The organism is Paenibacillus piri, from assembly GCF_004354045.1.
Taxonomy (GTDB): Bacteria; Bacillota; Bacilli; order Paenibacillales; family NBRC-103111; genus Paenibacillus_S; species Paenibacillus_S piri.
Genome location: NZ_SMRT01000001.1, coordinates 529,038 through 545,950, shown reverse-complemented (window position 1 = coordinate 545,950; position 16,913 = coordinate 529,038). Strand labels below are relative to the sequence as shown.

Below are 16,913 nucleotides of genomic sequence, written 5' to 3'. Positions count from 1 at the left end.
GATGAATTAGGATGTGATTTGTTTGCGCTACTTACTATCTTTGACTATATAATGGACTTGTAACCTTAAGGAAACCTTAAAATTATATAAACCGAAGTTAAAAAACTTCAAGTCGAAGCATGCAACCCATTGCAATCAAGAAAAACCCGACCCTTCGACCTTGTCTAAACCCATACTTCATGCACGGAGAGGGATGGGTATGGGGTTCCGTATAAAAACGGCGCAGCCCATCAAATAATGAGGTCTGCGCCGTTATGTCTTTGTTCATGATTTTGAATTAGTAAGCCAGCGAGAATAAGCCGTTAATATGCGTCAAATAGCGGGCATTGCTCGCTTTTTTCATCAAGGATGCCGGTGTTCCTTTCAGCTCGATGCCGCTTTCGCCGATTGAACCGATACCGTCTTTGCGTCCGAGGCTTGCCAATGTTCCCGAGAATACCGGATGGAAGCCTTCCAATTTGCCGCCCTTGATAGTGGCTGCAATATTGGCGCCCGCCAGCTCGCCCATCTGCCATGCAAGCTGTGCGGTTGGAGGAAATGGGCGGCCTTCCGGTCCGAATACGACAGCACAGTCGCCTGCCAGGAACACTTCAGGATGGGATACGGATTGCAAATGCTCGTTAACCGTTGCCCGGCCGCGGTTCACTTCGACGCCGCAATTTGCGACAAGCGAGCTGCCCTGCACGCCGCCGGTCCAAACCAGCGTTCCGGTTTCGATGGACCTGCCGTCCTTCAGGTTAACCGTTTGGCCGTCGACTTCCGTAATCGCCAAGCCTGTCAAAAATTGAACGCCGCGCTTCTCAAGACTCGTCGTAGCGCGCTCGATCAGCTCAGCCGAGAAAATAGGCAGGATCGTCGGCATCGCTTCAACCAAATAAAGCGAAACGTCGGCAAAATCGACGCCGTTTTTACGGCAAATGCCCGGCAGCTCATCCGCCAGCTCGCCGACAAGCTCTACGCCTGTAAGTCCGCCGCCGCCGATGACGAAGGTTGCGTCCGCTTTATTTTTCGTTTGGCTGTAAGCGCGTATTTTGTCTTCGACATGCTTGTAAATACGGTTCGCATCGGCCACCGATTTCAGGATAAAGCTGTTTTCCTGAAGTCCCGGAATGCCGAAATAGTTCGTTTCGCTGCCAAGAGCCAGCACCAGCATATCGTAGCTGCATGTTCTTCCGTCGCTCAGCAGCACTTTGCGGCCTTCGACATCGATATTTTCAATCGTACCAATTTTCAAATCGATTTGTTTGCCTTTCAGCAATTTCTCGAGCGGCAGCGCAACAGCCTTCTCCGCAACGTTGCCGGCAGCAAGACGGTGCAGCTCCGTAATAATCTGATGCGATTCGAAGCGGTTAACCAATGTAATCGACGCTTCTTCAGCCGTCAGATTGGCGCGTGCGGACAGCGCGCTTAATAAGCCGCCATAGCCGCCACCCAGGATCAATATTTGTTTACTCATAGTTATCCTCCGTTCTTAGTACCAGGCCGATTAGATTAGTCTTGATTATTTTTTCTTTCGCCCAAAATATCCAGGTAGGCTTGCCCGAAGCGAAGCATCTTTTGCAGCTCCGGATCTTTCAGCAGCTTCAGCATGCCGAACAGGCCGATGGTCGCATCGCTTTGCTCCGCGCGTTCGTTCGCTTCGATTGCCGCGGAAGCATATCCTTTTACTTTCTCCTCAAGCGGCTTGACCACTTCCTGAATACCGCCTACCATATCCTGAATCAGCACGCGGTCATTCGCCACTTTTTGCGCCAGATCGTAGGTTTTCGTCAGCAGCGCCATCATCTCGGCCAGCTTGGGCAGTTGATCCACCAAAACGGACAACGCCTCCTGCACCTCCGGTTTTAACAATTGATCCAATACATCGGCATTGGCAATTGTTTGTACAGCGGAAACCTCTTGCTCGGTTCTCTGGGAAGTTGTTAATGACATTTCTACTCGTCCTCCTTCTTTCATTTGCATAGTACTGATCGCAGCTATAACCGGATGCCCTCCATCTATACAATAAAAAAACATATCCGTTTTACTTCGTGAATTTCTTCACATATAAACTAGAATGGATCCGTATAAGCTGCTGCGAACAATAAGTATCTGAGATTCCATTGTATACCCAAATCCCGAAGCTAACAATCCGTTTTCTAAAATTTTTCGCAAATTCGACATTGAACGACATTTTTCTTAACCTGTATCATGAGCCTAAGAGCCTCCCTCTGAAAAGCGGTGAGGGAGGCTGCAGGCTGTCCGATCGCATATATCAATCTGAAAGGCATTCAGAAAGGCAAAGACTCATCCACCTGACGCAGCACCTCTTCAGCTTTGCTGACCCACTTGTCCTCAACGGGCGCATCCCGATCCAACGGCTCTTGAAATTGATTGAATAAAGCGCCGTACGTATTGACATGGGCTTCCTCATCCAGCCCCTCATTATAAACATGTTTGAGCACAAACGGCGATCCGAACCGGACGATCGCATCCGTCGACGACGCATCGCCATCCAGCGCCCCGTGCGTCACCTCGAACGGAATGCGCAGCCATACTTTTCGCGCTTCATCTAAATAGCGGTCAAAGTAGCCATGCTCGTAATCCCAATTGCCCCCTAATGAAAATTGATGTTCATGCAAATACTGACGAACAAAATCAAATGCTTCTTCACGATTGGCGATACGGGATTCCATAGCGATCACAGGTTCATCCTCCAAATCCATTTTACTAATAGAATGAGCGTTAGCCGTAAAAATTATGCCGCAGCCTTCTTCTTTACATTGGTCATACTATGTCACCTTATCTTACGTAATTCGTTGACATAATTACCATAATACCCGTATAATAATGGCTGAAGAAACCGCATATTGTACGCATAATAAGGGGGATGAGCACAGTGGATATATCCGTTTTAGCCAGCGGCCTGGATACGATTTGGGTCGTGCTGACCGCAGCCATGATTTTGCTTATGGAAGGCGGTTTTGCCTTGCTGGAAGCGGGTTTTGTCAGACAAAAGAACGCCGTAAGCATCATTATGAAAGTGTTCGTGGACATCGCATTCGGCGCACTTGTATTTTTCTTTTTCGGCTTCGCCTTCATGTACGGAACAGACGTATCGGGCCTCATCGGAGCAAGCGGGTTTATGATGGGAGGAGACCTCACACATATCCAGCTTTCGATTTCTCATAATACTTACTGGTTATTCCAGTGCGCCTTTGTTATCGCCGTTATTTCCATCGTTTCCGGCGCTGTCGCCGAACGCATTAATTTTCACGCCTACATTCTTTTTACGGTCGCGATGACAGGATTTATTTATCCGATCGCCGGCCATTGGGTTTGGAGTACGGGCGGATGGCTCGGTTCCCTCGGCATGATCGACTTCGCCGGCTCGGCCGTCATACACGGTCTGGGAGGGTCGGCGGCCTTGGCGGCAGCTATGTTCATCGGTCCGCGGATCGGCAAATTTTCGGAGAACGGAACGCCGAACATCGTACCTCCCTCCAATTTGCCGCTTGCGTCCGTCGGCGCATTTATTCTTTGGTTCGGCTGGTTCGGCTTCAATTCGGGCAGCACGCTCAGCGCGACGAACAGCTCGATCGGCCACATCGCCGTCACCACGATGCTTGCGGCTGCGGCCGGCGGCGCCACTTGCATTCTGTTTACGATGTTCCGCTACCGCAAATCGGACCCGCCGATGGTCATTAACGGCTCGCTGGCAGGTCTGGTCGGGATTACGGCGGGCTGCGCTTTCGTCAGCGAGCTGGCCGCCATTGTGATCGGCGCTGTCTGCGGGATTGCGATGGTATTTGCCACCGAGTTTCTGGAGTCGAAAAAGATCGACGATCCGGTCGGCGCATTCGCCGTCCATGGCGTGAGCGGAAGTATCGGCACGCTGGCAGTCGGTTTGCTGGCGATGCCCGAACTGTCCGAAGGCGCCGGTAAAGGATACAGCGGTCTTCTATACGGGGGCGGCTGGAGCCTGCTCGGCGTTCAGGCGCTCGGCCTTGTTACCGTTACCGTCTGGGGCTTTGTCGTTACATGGCTTGCTTTTAAAGTAATCAGTCTGTTTGTTCCTGTACGGGTTACACGGGATGAAGAGCTTGTCGGATTGGATGTGGGCATTCACGGCGTCCCCGCCTACAGCCAGGAAAATGATTTTATCGAGGTTACAAGACTTAAAAACGGTTAAGTATAAACGGACTAAATAAGGGTAAGCGGCTTCGCCGTCCCTAACTGATGAGCGCGTTTATCAAGATTGTGCGAAGCAAAGTATAGAATCTTATAGTTTCTATTCAATTAAACAAAATCCCAATCCGATACGGATTGGGATTTTCCATGTAAGTATTTTTGTTACTTCATTTTGAGCTTTCCGATTTATTCAGCACTTTGCCGTTTCTGAAAGTAACCTTCAGCGTGCCTCCGCTTTTTGTCTGGTATTGATAGGTTTGGAATGAGTTCGTTCCGCTATCGTCCTTCGATTCCGACATCAGCTTGCCCATTTCGCCCATGTTTTTCGAGACTTCGTCGTACGTCATTCCGATTTCTACCTTTTCATACTGTTCCTTCGAGGCAACTGGCTGGTCCGCCGCTCCTTTAGGGGCTGCTACCGGTGCAGGATCGGGCTTGTTCGCTTCGCCATTCGGTTTGGCGGCATCGGCATTATTGTTGGCTGGCGGATTTGCTGGCGTTCCCGACCCGTCTGTCGCGGTTGCAGGCGTCTGCATGCCGCTAGGTGAAGTCACCGGTGTGCTAGGTGTGTTGTCTTTTGCTGCCTCTTGCTTGGTACATGCGGTACCTACTAACATCAGCGCTAATAATCCAATATATAATTTCTTCATGTCAAATCTCCTCCATCCGAATAAATAGTGCCAGAGAAAATTTGCCAGCCCCGCTTTTTTGCCTGCCGTAGTCACATTATAGCGAATCCTGTCCCATAAATCAAAATTGTCGCACTTCCCGCCCACAGCACCGTAAAAACCGGGAGTTTCCAGCTTCCGGGCGCAACAAAACAGCCGAACTTCGCTAACGAAATCCGGCTGCTTTGTTCGTTATAATGGATCAAATAAATTCCTTTTCCAATTCTTCGCTGATTTCAACCAGATCCGTAGGGTTGCTTCCGGTCATAATCGTTCTGGCCTGCTCAATCTCTGTCCGCAGCCGCCGAATTTGCTCCATCGGTTTTCTTACATAATGGATATATTCAACGGCAAGATGATGATCCGGCTTCCGACCGGTAAACATCCGGCGAAGGGGTGACATCGACTGGTAGCTTCTTTCTTCCAGCTGGCGTTTCTTCTCATACCGTTCGACACTCTGCTCGATTTCGGCGATCTGTTCTTCTTTACGGGCAATATAAGCTTCCAGAAAAGGATACACTTCAGCCGCTTTCCGTTTATTCACCGGAATCGCACTCCCTGTTAACAAAACATTCAGCATGGGACATCACCTGTCTTCATATGTTAACTATTATTACAGTATTTATATTTTACACTAATTTTGCCGCTTTGAAAATATTTATTTTTAACATGTAATCAATTCCAGTTGTTTTACAGATCATTCAGGCAGCTTTTCTGTCATGAAAAGCAAATAACCGGAGCCGCATATAGATAATATGCGACCCCGGTATCTTTTATTTCGAGTTATTGCTGCTGGTTGTTTTTGTTTGCACCTTGGTTAGGGTTGTTTTGAGCGGCCTTCTTCACGTTGTTGGCAAGCACTTCTTCGGAAAACTCCGTATCGTTTTGTTGCTGTTTGTTATTTCTGTTCTTTGCCATGGATGATCACCTCCCCTACATCAAATAGTATGAGAAGTTCCGAATGGCTTTATGTTGGAAAATTAAAACAATATTTCATTGCTGAGCTGGTTCCACATAACCTCGGTAATTTTACCGTCGCCCTTTTTCACAATAAACACATTTAGCGTTTTTTTGCCCCATTCCTTGTATACCTGATCCTTCGTTTCGAAGTACAGGTCGATCCGGTTGCCTTTGATCGCTCCACCCGTATCCGCCACGACTCCGTAGCCGTAACCGGGTATCCAAAGCACGGTGCCAATCGGAAAGACGGATGGATCGGCGGCAATCGTGGATAACGCGTGCTTGTTTCGCTTTACTTTCATTCCGGAATAGGTGACGCCGTACTCGGGATGCCCGGGGTTTTTACCGGTTGACTCCTTGCCGGCGTAATAGCCTGTCGCTACTACTTCCACGGCCTGCAGCCGCGATAAATCATGGTTCATGTTAGGCAAAATATAATATTTATTCGTTTGCTGGTTGTTGGTTTGGGCATAATAATTGGCGGATACTGTCCTTGACCCACTGCTTTTAAGATCCTGCTCTTTACCTTTGCCGGCTGTATGGTCGCTCTGTCCAGACGTTGCAGCAAGCGGCGGGAGCGGCTGCGAAACTTCGCGGATTTGCTCCTGCTCTTGTCCGAAAAGAAGAAACACCACCAGCATGACGGAAAAGAGAAAAATCCATTTGGCATGACTTATGGCTCTAGGTAACATACTTAGTTAAACCACCCCTTAATAGTAAGAGGCTTTCCAAATGCGACAGGAATTATACGCAATCCCCAATTCCTAATGGAACAAAGTCCCCCAAAAGTGACGTGAAGCTACGAAGCCAATTCCGTTAACCCGTGTCCACCGGGTTTCGTCAAGAGTGCAAGCAACTCTTGACCTTACTTTTAGGGGAGCCCCCGGTTATCCACAGAAATTTGCTGCGCATAATTTCCTAAACAAATAAAAAAAGACCACCCCTCATAACAAGGAACGGTCCGTTTGCACATTGCAAAGCATGTTTAGTTAGTCGATTTGTTTGGAACGGATGGCGTTTTCGATCATTGCCACGACGCTGTCCAAGCTTTGAACGCCGAGGTCTCCTTCGCCGCGCTTGCGCAACGATACGCTGGAGCTGTTCATTTCATTTTCCCCGACGACGAGCATGTACGGGATTTTTTCAAGCTGCGCTTCGCGGATTTTGTAGCCCAGCTTCTCGTTACGCAGATCGGATTCCGCACGGACGCCTGCAAGTTGAAGCTTCTCCTCCACTTCCTTCGCATAGCCTTCGAATGCGGTCGAAACCGGGATCACCTTGGCCTGAACCGGGGAAAGCCAGGTCGGAAGCGCACCGGCGAAGTTTTCCAGCAGAAACGCCGTCATCCGCTCCATCGTGGAAATGATGCCGCGGTGAATGACAACCGGGCGGTGCTTCTGCCCGTCATCCCCGACGTACTCCAGCTCAAAGCGCTCAGGCAGCAAAAAGTCGAGCTGCGCGGTGCTGAGCGTTTCTTCCTTTTTCAACGCCGTTTTGATTTGTACGTCCAGCTTTGGCCCGTAAAATGCAGCCTCGCCCTCCGCCTCGTAGAACGGCAGCCCCAGCTCCTCGACAACCTCGCGAAGCATACGCTGCGACATTTCCCACATTTCGTCGTTCTGGAAATATTTTTCCGTATCTTTCGGATCGCGGTACGATAAACGGAAACGGTACTCCTTGATGCCGAAATCCTCGTATACATGACGGATCAGGTTAACGACGCGGGCAAACTCTTCCTTGATTTGATCGGGCCGGCAAAAAATATGCGCATCGTTCAACGTCATCGCTCTTACGCGATGCAGACCGGTCAAAGCTCCCGACATTTCATAACGGTGCATCGTGCCGAGCTCGGCGATCCGCACCGGCAAGTCGCGGTAGCTTCTCATATCGCTTTTGTACACCATCATATGGTGGGGGCAGTTCATCGGACGAAGCACAAGCTCCTCGTTGTCCATAATCATTTTCGGAAACATATCTTCCTGATAATGATCCCAGTGCCCGGAAGTTTTGTACAGCTCGACGTTGGCGAGCACCGGTGTATACACATGCTGGTAGCCTAGCCGTTCTTCCAGATCGACGATATAACGCTCCATCGTGCGGCGCACTTTGGCGCCATGCGGCAGCCATAGCGGCAGCCCTTGTCCTACCTCGCGGGAGAAGGTAAACATCTGCAGCTCCTTGCCCAGCTTGCGGTGATCGCGCTTCTTCGCTTCTTCGAGCAAATGCAGATGCTCCTCGAGGTCCGCCTTTTTCGGGAAGGCTGTCCCGTAAATGCGCTGCAGCATTTTGTTTTTCGAATCGCCGCGCCAGTAGGCGCCCGCCACGCTCAGCAGCTTGAACGCTTTAATTCTGCCTGTCGAAGGCAGATGCGGTCCGCGGCAAAGATCGAAAAATTCGCCTTGATCATAAATCGTCAGCACCGAATCCTCGGGCAAATCGCAGATCAGTTCAAGCTTCAGCGGATCCTCCAGTTCGGTGAAAATGCGGACGGCCTCGTCGCGGCTTACGACGCGCCGGCGGATCGGCAGGTTCTCCTGCGCGATCTTCTCCATTTCTTTCTCGATTTTAACGAGATCTTCCGGCGTAAGAGGCGTTTCGATATCGATATCATAATAGAAGCCATCTTCGATCACGGGACCGATGCCGAGCTTCACCGTTTTTTGCCCGTAAATCCGTTTAATGGCCTGCGCCATCAAATGCGCCGTACTATGCCGATATACCTCCAGGCCGTCGTCGCTGTCCAGCGTTACGATCGATACGGACGCATCCTGCTCCAGCGGCGTATTCAGGTCGACGGCCCTGCCGTCCAGCTTTCCGATAACCGCATTTTTTTTCAGTCCGGAGCTGATAGAGCCTGCAATGTCTTCGATTGTCGATCCCTGCTCGTACTCCCTTACCGCCCCATCCGGAAATGTAACTTTTACTGCCATTTTATTCATGCCTCCTGTTCGTGTTCCATACCAGGATAAACGGCTTGCCGTCCTTATGGGACGCACGCGTTTATCAAAGTTTAGCACAGCAAAGTATCGAATTTACACTTCTTTACAACCAAAAAAAGCGCATCATCCCGATCAGGGACGAGTGCGCTTGGTCTCGTGGTTCCACCCTAGTTCGATTCGCCGTGTCCATTGAAATAAAGCCGGATCAAGCAGCGAACCCTCATAAGCATCGGATAACGGTCATGAACCGGGGATATATACTGATCGGGGCGATGAATCACTCCGCGTTCCATATCCCGACTACAAAGGGGTAAATGAATGTCGTTAACTGGAGGAGATTGCAGCCGGGTCTCCTCTCTCTGCGCAGCACTTCATTCATTATTATCTTTGATTCTAGTCTTATCCTTTATTATAATCGGATGCCGCCGAACGGTCAAGATTTTGACATAGTCTGCAATAGTCGCACAGTTCGACGCGGTTTTCAAAAATTTGCGAAATCGTTTGAATAATCTGCACTTCGGGGTCCCGGGAATGGATGTAAATCAGCTGGGGCGATACCGAAATAAGCGTGCTTACGATGACATCCTCGAAATTGATGTCTTTTTCCAGCATTTCGATCGTTAAGGTCGAATCCCCATTGGCTTCGATTTTTTCCATCTTGTCATTTAAAAGCAAAAATTCGTTTCCGCCTTTATGTATCAGATGGGCAAACGGGATTTTGGCCTCTTGAATATACACGAAATATTGCAGCAGCGAAATAAATTCCTGATACTGCTGATCCATTAAAAATTCATCTATCGCATATTCGGCAATTTCCTTCAGCTCTTCGAAATATTCGTTCAAACGGAATTTAATAAATCCGTCTATGTTCAAATCCGTATTGTCTTGCAAAAAGCTGTACGCGGCCTGGCGTATTTTTTGCTTGCGCCGCAAAACCATTTCCTGCTGCTCCGCATGATGGTCCGACGTTTCCAGCTGAAGCATATGCCGGTAATAGCCGAGAATCGCGGCAATATCTTTGTCTTCCTTATGCTCGTATTCTTTTATGATCAAAGAACGGAACAATGATTCTTCTTTATAGCCTACAATCCAATCAGCCACTTCCTCCGACACTTTCAGAAGCAGCGCGTCCAGCCGCTTATCCAATTGGAAATTAGGCATCACGCCGTCCGCTTGAATCATGGAACAAGCGTCATGCTGATGCAGATCAATTACCGTATGCTGCTTGTAAACGCTCCCTACCGCATCAACTACTGATTCATAAAGCCGCTGAACCGAAGCATCCGGCAATTTCATCAAAGTCAAAGCAAACAGCTTCATCCTTTTCACTCCTTTCTGACCCTATCCTGGCTTTTTTGAGTCAAAAGCTCCTCCCGCCTGTGCCGCTTACTTAAAGTATATGGTGGCCCGAAGGCATATATACAAACAACAATTTGCCATGGTATAGTTAAGTAATTAGAAAGCGGCAATAATGGAGTGACACCTGAATGGGGTTTGACTTTTTACAGTTAATTAATTTGCCTCTATGGAACCGCAAGCTGCTGAACGGCTACTGGATTCTTATCGGTCTCTCCGTGCTGTTATCGATCGTCTACAATGCCATCGGCAGCTCGACCGGTTATTACGACGCCTCGCCTTTGATCTCCTTAAACACGCTCTGGATGTGCATCGGTCTGGCCGTATTGGAATTGGCAAATTTTTGGTTGAAGCGATGGAATGATTATCTGGTCATTATTGGCGGATGCCTCATTCCGTTCGTTTTGATTTATTCGTTTCCCGAAGACAGTGTGCTGTTAACGATGCTGTATCTGCCTATCGTCATCTCCGTTATTTATTTTCAGCCGCGCAAAGTTATTTTTTCCGCGGTTCTTAGTGTATCGGCTTTTTTGGCGCTGTATACGCTGTGCCTGCGGGATACGGCGCTGTATTCGGACACGGATTTGATAACGATGACAATCGTGCTGATGTGCGGCACCGTTGTCGCTTTAGGCATCGTTAGCCGCGGTTCGGAGCTGCTGAAGCATTTGCGGCAGTCGCTCGCATCCAGTCAAGATCTGATGGTCAGAAATGTGCTCATGGACAAGCAGCTGAAGATTGATGCGCTGACCGAGCTGTATAATCATATGTCGTTTCATGAATATCTGGAAAAGCTGATCGAGCAGGGAGAAAAGTACGATCTTTCCATTCAGCTGGCCGTCGTGGACATCGATCATTTCAAAAAAGTAAACGATACATACGGTCACCGCGCCGGAGACGCCGTGCTGAAGAAGGTCGCTCTTTCCATTAAGCTGCTTGTGTCGGCTAACGATTTTATCGCCCGCTACGGCGGCGAGGAATTCGTAATTATTTTTACCGATATGGAGTTGAACGAAGCGCTCATTAATCTTGAAAATATACGTATGTTCATTGCCGAACAGCCGCATGAGGAGCTGGGAGGCGAGCCGGTGACGATCAGCATCGGCGTTCGGGATTACCGCAAGGGCTGTACGAAGGAGGAGCTGTTCGCCGGCGCCGACGAGGCATTGTACGAGGCCAAGCGCGGCGGACGCAACCGGACGGTCGTATATGATCCCGAACGGCAAAAAACAACGGATCCGTAAAGGGCCGTTGTTTTTATATTTTACTCCGCTAACCCCGATAAACGCGCCCGCCCCTTATGGATGGCGAAGCCGATTCAGTCTAGTCGGCAAAGCTGTGCAATCTGCAGTTAGTTTTGCATAATAAAGTCGTTTTCGATCTTCTCGTTGACATCGTCGAACACCCGTAAAATTTCATATTTCGTATTGCGCTGCGCCGGAATTTTGCCGGCTTCGCGAATAATATCGAGCGTTGAGGAAATATTGACCTTGTGCGTCGTGCCGGCGGCCGAAACAACGTTCTCTTCGATCATCGTCGAGCCGAAGTCGTTGCAGCCGTAATGCAGCGACAGCTTGCCGACCTCCGGTCCCATCGTAACCCAGGACGATTGGAAATTCGGAATGTTGTCGAGCATGATGCGGCTGATCGCGACATTTTTCAAATAATCCTGCGGCCCCAGCTTCTCCGCCTTCAAATTCGTATTGTCCGGCTGGAACAGCCAGGAGATGAATGCGAGAAAACCGGGCGTCTTCCACTTGTTCGCAATGCATTCGTCCTGTGCGTCGCGAATCCGGAGCAGGTGAAGCGCGCGCTCCTCCATCGATTCCCCGAAGCCGATGACCATCGTGCCTGTCGTGTGCATGCCGATTTTGTGAGCGGTTTGCATCACATCCATCCAGTCGCGCCACGAGCCTTTCAAACGGCTGATTTTGCGGCGCGTACGGTCGTCCAATATTTCCGCGCCGCCGCCGGGCAGCGAATCGAGCCCCGCGTCATGCAGTTCGCGCAGCACCTCTTCCAGCGACAAACCGTCGGATACTTCTTTCATTTTCATGATCTCGGCGGGCGAGAAAGAATGCATTTGAATCGTAAACCGCTTCTTAATTTCCCGCAGTAAATTCGTATAATAAGAAAAAGGCAAGTTCGGATTCGTTCCGCCCTGCATCAAAATTTCGGTGCCGCCCACGTCGAGCGTTTCCTGAATTTTACTGAATATCGTTTCATCCGGCAGCACGTAGCCTTCTTTGGAGCCCGGCGGACGGTAAAAGGCGCAAAACTTGCAGTATACATCGCAAATGTTCGTATAATTAACATTGCGGCCGATGACGAATGTCGTAACCGGCTCCGGATGATGCTTGAGCATAATCTGGTTGGCGACATGGCCCATTTTCTCGATTTGATCCGATTCATATAATTCGATGCAGTCTTCCAGACTGATTCGGTTCCCGGCTTGTGCACGATCAAGGATGCGGTCAACGGAACTCATCCTGCTCACTCCTTTTTAACTGGCAATATGTTTTGCATACGAAGCAATTCATCTAAACTATCGTACCATAAACGCGAGACTTCGTCAGTATAAAATCTTATACTTTCTATACAACTAAGAAAGCCGGCCCCGCGTTCGCTTGAACTTTTTGGGGCCGGCTTGTGCCGTTAAAACGATAATGCCTGCTCCAGATCGGCAATAATATCTTCGATACTTTCCAGTCCGACCGAATAGCGGATCAATCCGTCGGTAATTCCCCGCTCATGCCGGACTTCCCGCGGCATCGCCGCATGGGACATCATCGCCGGGTAAGACAAAATGCTCTCGACCGCACCCAGACTGACCGCCACAAGCGGAATCCCGACTTGGCCGAGCAGCTGCTTGGCCCGTTCTCCGGAGCCGACATCGAACGATACGACCGCCCCATATCCGGACGATTGCCGCTCGTGAATTTCGCGGCCCGGATGATTCGGCAGCCCGGGATAATATACGGCCGCCACTTCCGGATGAGCCGCAAGCCATTCAGCAAGCCGGCGCGCGCTCCGCTCGTGAGCTTCCATGCGCGTTTGCAGCGTCTTCATGCCGCGCATCAGCAGCCAGGAATCGGACACGCCCAGTATTGTGCCGAGCCCGTTCTGCAGCTGCTTCAACCGCCGGCCCAGGCTATCGTTCGCGACTACGGCAAGACCTGCCGTCACATCGCTATGGCCGCCGAGAAACTTGGTCGCGCTGTGCAGTACGATATCGACGCCCAGCTCGATCGGACGTTGATGGTACGGCGTCATGAACGTATTGTCGAGCATCGTCAGCAAACCGCACTCTTTCGCCCAAGCCGTAATGGCGGCGATATCGGTTATTTTCAACGTCGGGTTGGACGGCGTCTCCAGAAAGATCGCCTTCGTATTCGGCTTCAGCGCCGCCTTCAGCTTATCCAGATCCGTCATGTCGACAAAGGTCGTTTCCACATTCATTCGGGTCATGATCGTACTGAGCAGACGGTAGGTGCCGCCGTACACATCCTCGGTGCAAATGATATGATCGCCTGCGGAAAGCAGCATGGCTGCGGCCGATATGGCGGCCATCCCCGAAGCGAAGGCAAAGCCGCGGGTTCCCCCTTCCAGCATGGCGATATAATCCTCAAGCGCCTGCCGCGTCGGGTTGCCCGAGCGGGTGTAATCGAATTCCTGCGCCTCGTCCAACCGTTCCTGATGAAACGTCGACGCCTGGTAAATCGGCGTGCTGGCCGCTCCCGTCGCTTCATCGATCGAGCGGTTAAAATGAAGCAGCCGGGTCGCAAACTGACGCTGGGCTTGTCCTTGATCGCGTCGCTGTGCCATCGGTCACACCCCCTCGATTTCGGCCTGCGCCAAATCGATCGCTCTCGACAGATCGGCAATCAGATCATCGACATGCTCGATGCCGACCGAGTACCGGAGCAGACGATCGTCCACGCCGACTTGACGGCGTATGTCCTCGGGGATATCGGCATGCGTCTGCACAGCCGGGTATGTCATCAGCGATTCTACGCCGCCCAAGCTTTCGGCGAAGGCGATCAGGCGGATATGCCGCAGGATCGGCTCGACGAAACGGGCGTCTTTTAATTTGAAGGAGAAAATGCCGGTGTTGCCCGACGACTGCTTCTGCTGAATATGATAACCGGGATGGCTCTCCAGACCCGGATAGTATACGGTGTCGACCTGCGGATGCTCGAGCAGAAACTGGGCCATCCGCGTCGCGTTGTATTGATGGCGCTCCATACGGATTGCCAGCGTCTTCATACCTCTCATGAGCAGCCAGCTGTCCTGCGGATTCAGCACGGCGCCGATGGAGTTATGTAAAAACGCCATCTGCTCGGAAAGCTCCTGTCCCTTCGTGACGATCAGCCCGGCCAATACATCATTATGGCCGCCCAAATATTTGGTCGCGCTATGAATGACGATGTCGGCGCCAAGCTCGATCGGCCGCTGGAAGAACGGCGTCAGCAGCGTATTGTCGACAATGGACAGGATGCCCTTCTTTTTGGCCCATCCGCACACAAGCTCCAGATCGGTAATCATCATCAGCGGATTGGTCGGCGTTTCGATCAGCACCGCCTTCGTGTTCGGCGTATAATGCGATTCCAGCGCGTCCAGATCGTTCGTGTCCACGTAAGTAGCCGTTACGCCGAAACGCGACATAATTTTTTCAAGCAGCCGGTACGTGCCCCCGTACAAGTCGAGCGATACGATCAGATGATCGCCCTGGCTGAACAATGCGAAAATCGTCTGCAATGCGGCCATGCCGGAGCTGCAGGCGAAGCCGGCGTCGCCCGCTTCCAGATTGGCGATAGCCTCTTCCAGCACTTTGCGTGTCGGGCTTTTCGTACGCGCATAATCAAAGCCGGTGCTTTGCCCCAGCTTCGGATGCCGGAACGCCGTCGCCTGGTAGATCGGGAAGCTGACAGCTCCCGTAACCGGCTCCTCGATGGAGCCGATTTGCGCCAAACGGCTTTCGATTTTCAAATCCTTGTTTTGCTCGTTCATATGGAAAAGTCCTCCTTGTGTAAATCGAACGGGGTTTCTTGGTACACGTAGTAGTTCAGCCAGTTGGAAAACAACAGGTTGGCATGGGCTCTCCATGAGACGAACGGCTGTTTGGACGGATCGTCATTCGGATAATAGTTTTTCGGAATGGCGACCTCCATTCCTTTGTTCACATCCCGGTCGTATTCGGCTTTCAGCGTACACGCATCGTATTCGGAATGCCCGGTAACGAATATATGCCTGCCGTCCGTCGTGCCGACGATATAGACGCCGGCTTCCGGCGATTCGGACAAAATTTCCAGCTGCGGCACCTTTTCGATATCTTCCTTGCGCACTTCCGTATGACGCGATTGCGGCACCAGAAATACCTCATCGAATCCGCGCAGCAGCTTCACGTTCTGCTTGCTTGTGATGTGCGTGAACACGCCGAACATTTTTTCCTCGAGCGAATATTTCGGGATGCCGAAGTGATAGTACAAGCCGGCTTGCGCGGCCCAGCATATATGCAGCGTGGACGTGACGTTGCTGCGGCTCCACTCCAAAATTTGCTTCAGCTCTTCCCAGTAAGTCACTTCCTCGAATTCCAGCTGTTCGACGGGCGCCCCGGTAATGATTAAGCCGTCAAAACGCTCATAGCGAACGTCCTCGAACGTTTTATAAAACTGCTCCAAATGTTCGGCCGACGTGTTTTTCGATCTATGGGTACCGGGATGCAGCAATACAAACTCAACCTGCAGCGGAGTATTGCCGATCAGCCGCAAAATTTGCGTCTCCGTCGTTTCCTTGGTAGGCATCAGATTCAATATGGCAATCCGCAGCGGCCGGATATCCTGGTGGTAAGCCACGGTTTCATCCATCACGAATATATTTTCATGTTGCAAAATTTCTTTGGCAGGCAAATGATCGGGAATTTTGATAGGCATCGGTAATTCACTCCTTTTTTGTTTATAAGCGAAGTCCCGCAAAAAAGGCATAAAAAAGGCCTTTTTCGCGCAAACGAGAAAGGCCTTGTTAAATACGTAACAATGTCCTCTCTCATCTCTCAGAAACGTTGACGTTTCCGCAAGAATTAGCACCGTGCATGCTTCGATCCAATGCGCGCATGCGCATGGACAAAACGATGTCGGTTGCCGGGTGTCATCGGGCTAGTCCCTCGACCTGCTCTTGATAAGAGTTTGTAAAGCTATTCAGTTTAAAAACTGATGACAAGCGGTGGCTTTGCTTGAAACATCCTCATGATAAGTTTCGGATGTTATAAGCAAAGCTTTTCACTCGATGCTTATTCGATAAAGATACATTCGTGTATAAGCGGTAGCTTTGCTTGAAACATCCTCATGATAAGTTTCGGATGTTATAGCAATACTTTATACGAAATCCTTTTGCTCGTCAAGCATCCAAATTGTACAGATGCCCTTGTTCCTGCCCTCTTGGAACGGAAACCATACGCGTCGTTTTGCATACAATATCTTATATTTGAAAAACAGTCGGTATCCATTGTTTTTCACCTTGCTGAGTGGAAAATGAAGGGTTATACTAGACAAGTATTCGACAAAGTGGCAAAGGGGTGCAGCAATCGAATGGACGGAGACCCGAGGAGGAGCAGTATCTACGTTCAATTACAACCGAATAATTCGTTTGGAATGCAGCCGGCTTACGCCGACGATCATCTGCGCCGAACAGACCTGCGCCGCTCCATGCTTGGCTTTGCTGCTGCTACGCCAGCATGCTCTTTCGCCTTGACGGATTAATTGTACTGTCCGCAGCAATCGCGACGTTTCTTCTGTGCTGCATTCCTTACGGTTTTACTTTG

General features: G+C 50.5%; 15 protein-coding genes and 1 riboswitch. Of the genes, 2 read left to right on the top strand and 13 right to left on the bottom strand.

Translation table 11 applies throughout. The features are described 5' to 3' along the window. Positions 1-277: 277 nt before the first annotated feature. The 3 genes from E1757_RS02350 to E1757_RS02340 all read right to left on the bottom strand — a co-directional run bounded on the left by E1757_RS02350 (position 278) and on the right by E1757_RS02340 (position 2,675). Positions 278-1,456 (bottom strand): NAD(P)/FAD-dependent oxidoreductase, encoded by a 1,179-nt coding sequence (locus E1757_RS02350; protein WP_133225203.1) that lies wholly within the window; start codon positions 1,454-1,456, stop codon positions 278-280. Positions 1,457-1,491: 35 nt separating this feature from the next. Continuing rightward, positions 1,492-1,932, bottom strand: coding sequence for a DUF1641 domain-containing protein (locus E1757_RS02345; protein WP_133225202.1), 441 nt, complete (start codon positions 1,930-1,932; stop codon positions 1,492-1,494). Positions 1,933-2,270: 338 nt separating this feature from the next. Continuing rightward, a complete protein-coding gene (locus E1757_RS02340) occupies positions 2,271-2,675 on the bottom strand; it encodes a YugN-like family protein (protein WP_425464817.1) in 405 nt (134 codons plus the stop codon). A 203-nt stretch (positions 2,676-2,878) separates the two neighbouring features. Here E1757_RS02340 and E1757_RS02335 point away from each other — a divergent pair, with 203 nt between their 5' ends. Beyond that, complete coding sequence (locus tag E1757_RS02335; RefSeq protein ID WP_133225200.1) at positions 2,879-4,171, top strand: ammonium transporter; 1,293 nt, start codon at positions 2,879-2,881, stop codon at positions 4,169-4,171. 166 nt (positions 4,172-4,337) lie between these two features. Here E1757_RS02335 and E1757_RS02330 read toward each other — a convergent pair whose 3' ends face one another. The 6 genes from E1757_RS02330 to ytxC form a co-directional block, all read right to left on the bottom strand. Next, a complete protein-coding gene (locus E1757_RS02330; protein ID WP_133225199.1) occupies positions 4,338-4,820 on the bottom strand; it encodes a DUF3862 domain-containing protein in 483 nt (160 codons plus the stop codon). A 220-nt stretch (positions 4,821-5,040) separates the two neighbouring features. Further along, positions 5,041-5,382, bottom strand: a complete 342-nt coding sequence (locus E1757_RS02325; protein ID WP_133225198.1) for a hypothetical protein — start codon at positions 5,380-5,382, stop codon at positions 5,041-5,043. 239 nt (positions 5,383-5,621) lie between these two features. Continuing rightward, on the bottom strand, positions 5,622-5,756 hold the full coding sequence (locus tag E1757_RS36880; protein WP_281282477.1) for a hypothetical protein: 135 nt from the start codon (positions 5,754-5,756) through the stop codon (positions 5,622-5,624). Between the two features lie 62 nt (positions 5,757-5,818). Continuing rightward, a complete protein-coding gene (locus E1757_RS02320) occupies positions 5,819-6,490 on the bottom strand; it encodes a 3D domain-containing protein (protein WP_133225197.1) in 672 nt (223 codons plus the stop codon). A gap of 297 nt (positions 6,491-6,787) precedes the next feature. Further along, complete coding sequence (gene thrS / locus E1757_RS02315; protein WP_133225196.1) at positions 6,788-8,728, bottom strand: threonine--tRNA ligase; 1,941 nt, start codon at positions 8,726-8,728, stop codon at positions 6,788-6,790. A gap of 408 nt (positions 8,729-9,136) precedes the next feature. After that, the gene (ytxC, locus tag E1757_RS02310) at positions 9,137-10,057 is read right to left on the bottom strand and encodes a putative sporulation protein YtxC (protein WP_133225195.1); all 921 of its coding nucleotides are present in this window, start codon (positions 10,055-10,057) and stop codon (positions 9,137-9,139) included. A gap of 167 nt (positions 10,058-10,224) precedes the next feature. On the opposite strand from ytxC, the gene E1757_RS02305 reads away from it, so the two are divergent. Continuing rightward, entirely contained in the window at positions 10,225-11,337 is a 1,113-nt protein-coding gene (locus tag E1757_RS02305; protein WP_133225194.1) for a GGDEF domain-containing protein, read from the top strand. A 107-nt stretch (positions 11,338-11,444) separates the two neighbouring features. Here the strand turns inward: E1757_RS02305 and mqnC are convergent, their stop codons facing one another. The 4 genes from mqnC to metA form a co-directional block, all read right to left on the bottom strand. Continuing rightward, positions 11,445-12,581 (bottom strand): cyclic dehypoxanthinyl futalosine synthase, encoded by a 1,137-nt coding sequence (mqnC, locus tag E1757_RS02300; protein ID WP_133225193.1) that lies wholly within the window; start codon positions 12,579-12,581, stop codon positions 11,445-11,447. A 167-nt stretch (positions 12,582-12,748) separates the two neighbouring features. Continuing rightward, entirely contained in the window at positions 12,749-13,918 is a 1,170-nt protein-coding gene (locus tag E1757_RS02295; protein ID WP_133225192.1) for a trans-sulfuration enzyme family protein, read from the bottom strand. Positions 13,919-13,921: 3 nt separating this feature from the next. After that, positions 13,922-15,103: an aminotransferase class I/II-fold pyridoxal phosphate-dependent enzyme gene (locus E1757_RS02290; protein WP_133225191.1), complete on the bottom strand. Its 1,182-nt coding sequence runs from the start codon at positions 15,101-15,103 to the stop codon at positions 13,922-13,924. Then, positions 15,100-16,026, bottom strand: coding sequence for a homoserine O-acetyltransferase MetA (gene metA, locus E1757_RS02285; protein ID WP_133225190.1), 927 nt, complete (start codon positions 16,024-16,026; stop codon positions 15,100-15,102). The genes E1757_RS02290 and metA overlap by 4 nt, the downstream gene beginning before the upstream one ends. A 109-nt stretch (positions 16,027-16,135) precedes the next feature. Then, a riboswitch (SAM riboswitch) is annotated at positions 16,136-16,277 on the bottom strand. Positions 16,278-16,913 lie beyond the last annotated feature (636 nt).

What these genes read in the sequence shown, in the direction of transcription:
- E1757_RS02295 (WP_133225192.1), bottom strand. Translation starts at nt 13,918, where the DNA reads ATGGCACAGCGACGCGATCAAGGACAAGCCCAGCGTCAGTTTGCGACC.
- E1757_RS02350 (WP_133225203.1), bottom strand. Translation starts at nt 1,456, where the DNA reads ATGAGTAAACAAATATTGATCCTGGGTGGCGGCTATGGCGGCTTATTA.
- E1757_RS02330 (WP_133225199.1), bottom strand. Translation starts at nt 4,820, where the DNA reads ATGAAGAAATTATATATTGGATTATTAGCGCTGATGTTAGTAGGTACC.
- E1757_RS36880 (WP_281282477.1), bottom strand. Translation starts at nt 5,756, where the DNA reads ATGGCAAAGAACAGAAATAACAAACAGCAACAAAACGATACGGAGTTT.
- E1757_RS02340 (WP_425464817.1), bottom strand. Translation starts at nt 2,675, where the DNA reads ATGGAATCCCGTATCGCCAATCGTGAAGAAGCATTTGATTTTGTTCGT.
- E1757_RS02345 (WP_133225202.1), bottom strand. Translation starts at nt 1,932, where the DNA reads ATGTCATTAACAACTTCCCAGAGAACCGAGCAAGAGGTTTCCGCTGTA.
- ytxC (WP_133225195.1), bottom strand. Translation starts at nt 10,057, where the DNA reads ATGAAGCTGTTTGCTTTGACTTTGATGAAATTGCCGGATGCTTCGGTT.
- E1757_RS02290 (WP_133225191.1), bottom strand. Translation starts at nt 15,103, where the DNA reads ATGAACGAGCAAAACAAGGATTTGAAAATCGAAAGCCGTTTGGCGCAA.
- thrS (WP_133225196.1), bottom strand. Translation starts at nt 8,728, where the DNA reads ATGGCAGTAAAAGTTACATTTCCGGATGGGGCGGTAAGGGAGTACGAG.
- metA (WP_133225190.1), bottom strand. Translation starts at nt 16,026, where the DNA reads ATGCCTATCAAAATTCCCGATCATTTGCCTGCCAAAGAAATTTTGCAA.
- E1757_RS02305 (WP_133225194.1), top strand. Translation starts at nt 10,225, where the DNA reads ATGGGGTTTGACTTTTTACAGTTAATTAATTTGCCTCTATGGAACCGC.
- E1757_RS02320 (WP_133225197.1), bottom strand. Translation starts at nt 6,490, where the DNA reads ATGTTACCTAGAGCCATAAGTCATGCCAAATGGATTTTTCTCTTTTCC.
- mqnC (WP_133225193.1), bottom strand. Translation starts at nt 12,581, where the DNA reads ATGAGTTCCGTTGACCGCATCCTTGATCGTGCACAAGCCGGGAACCGA.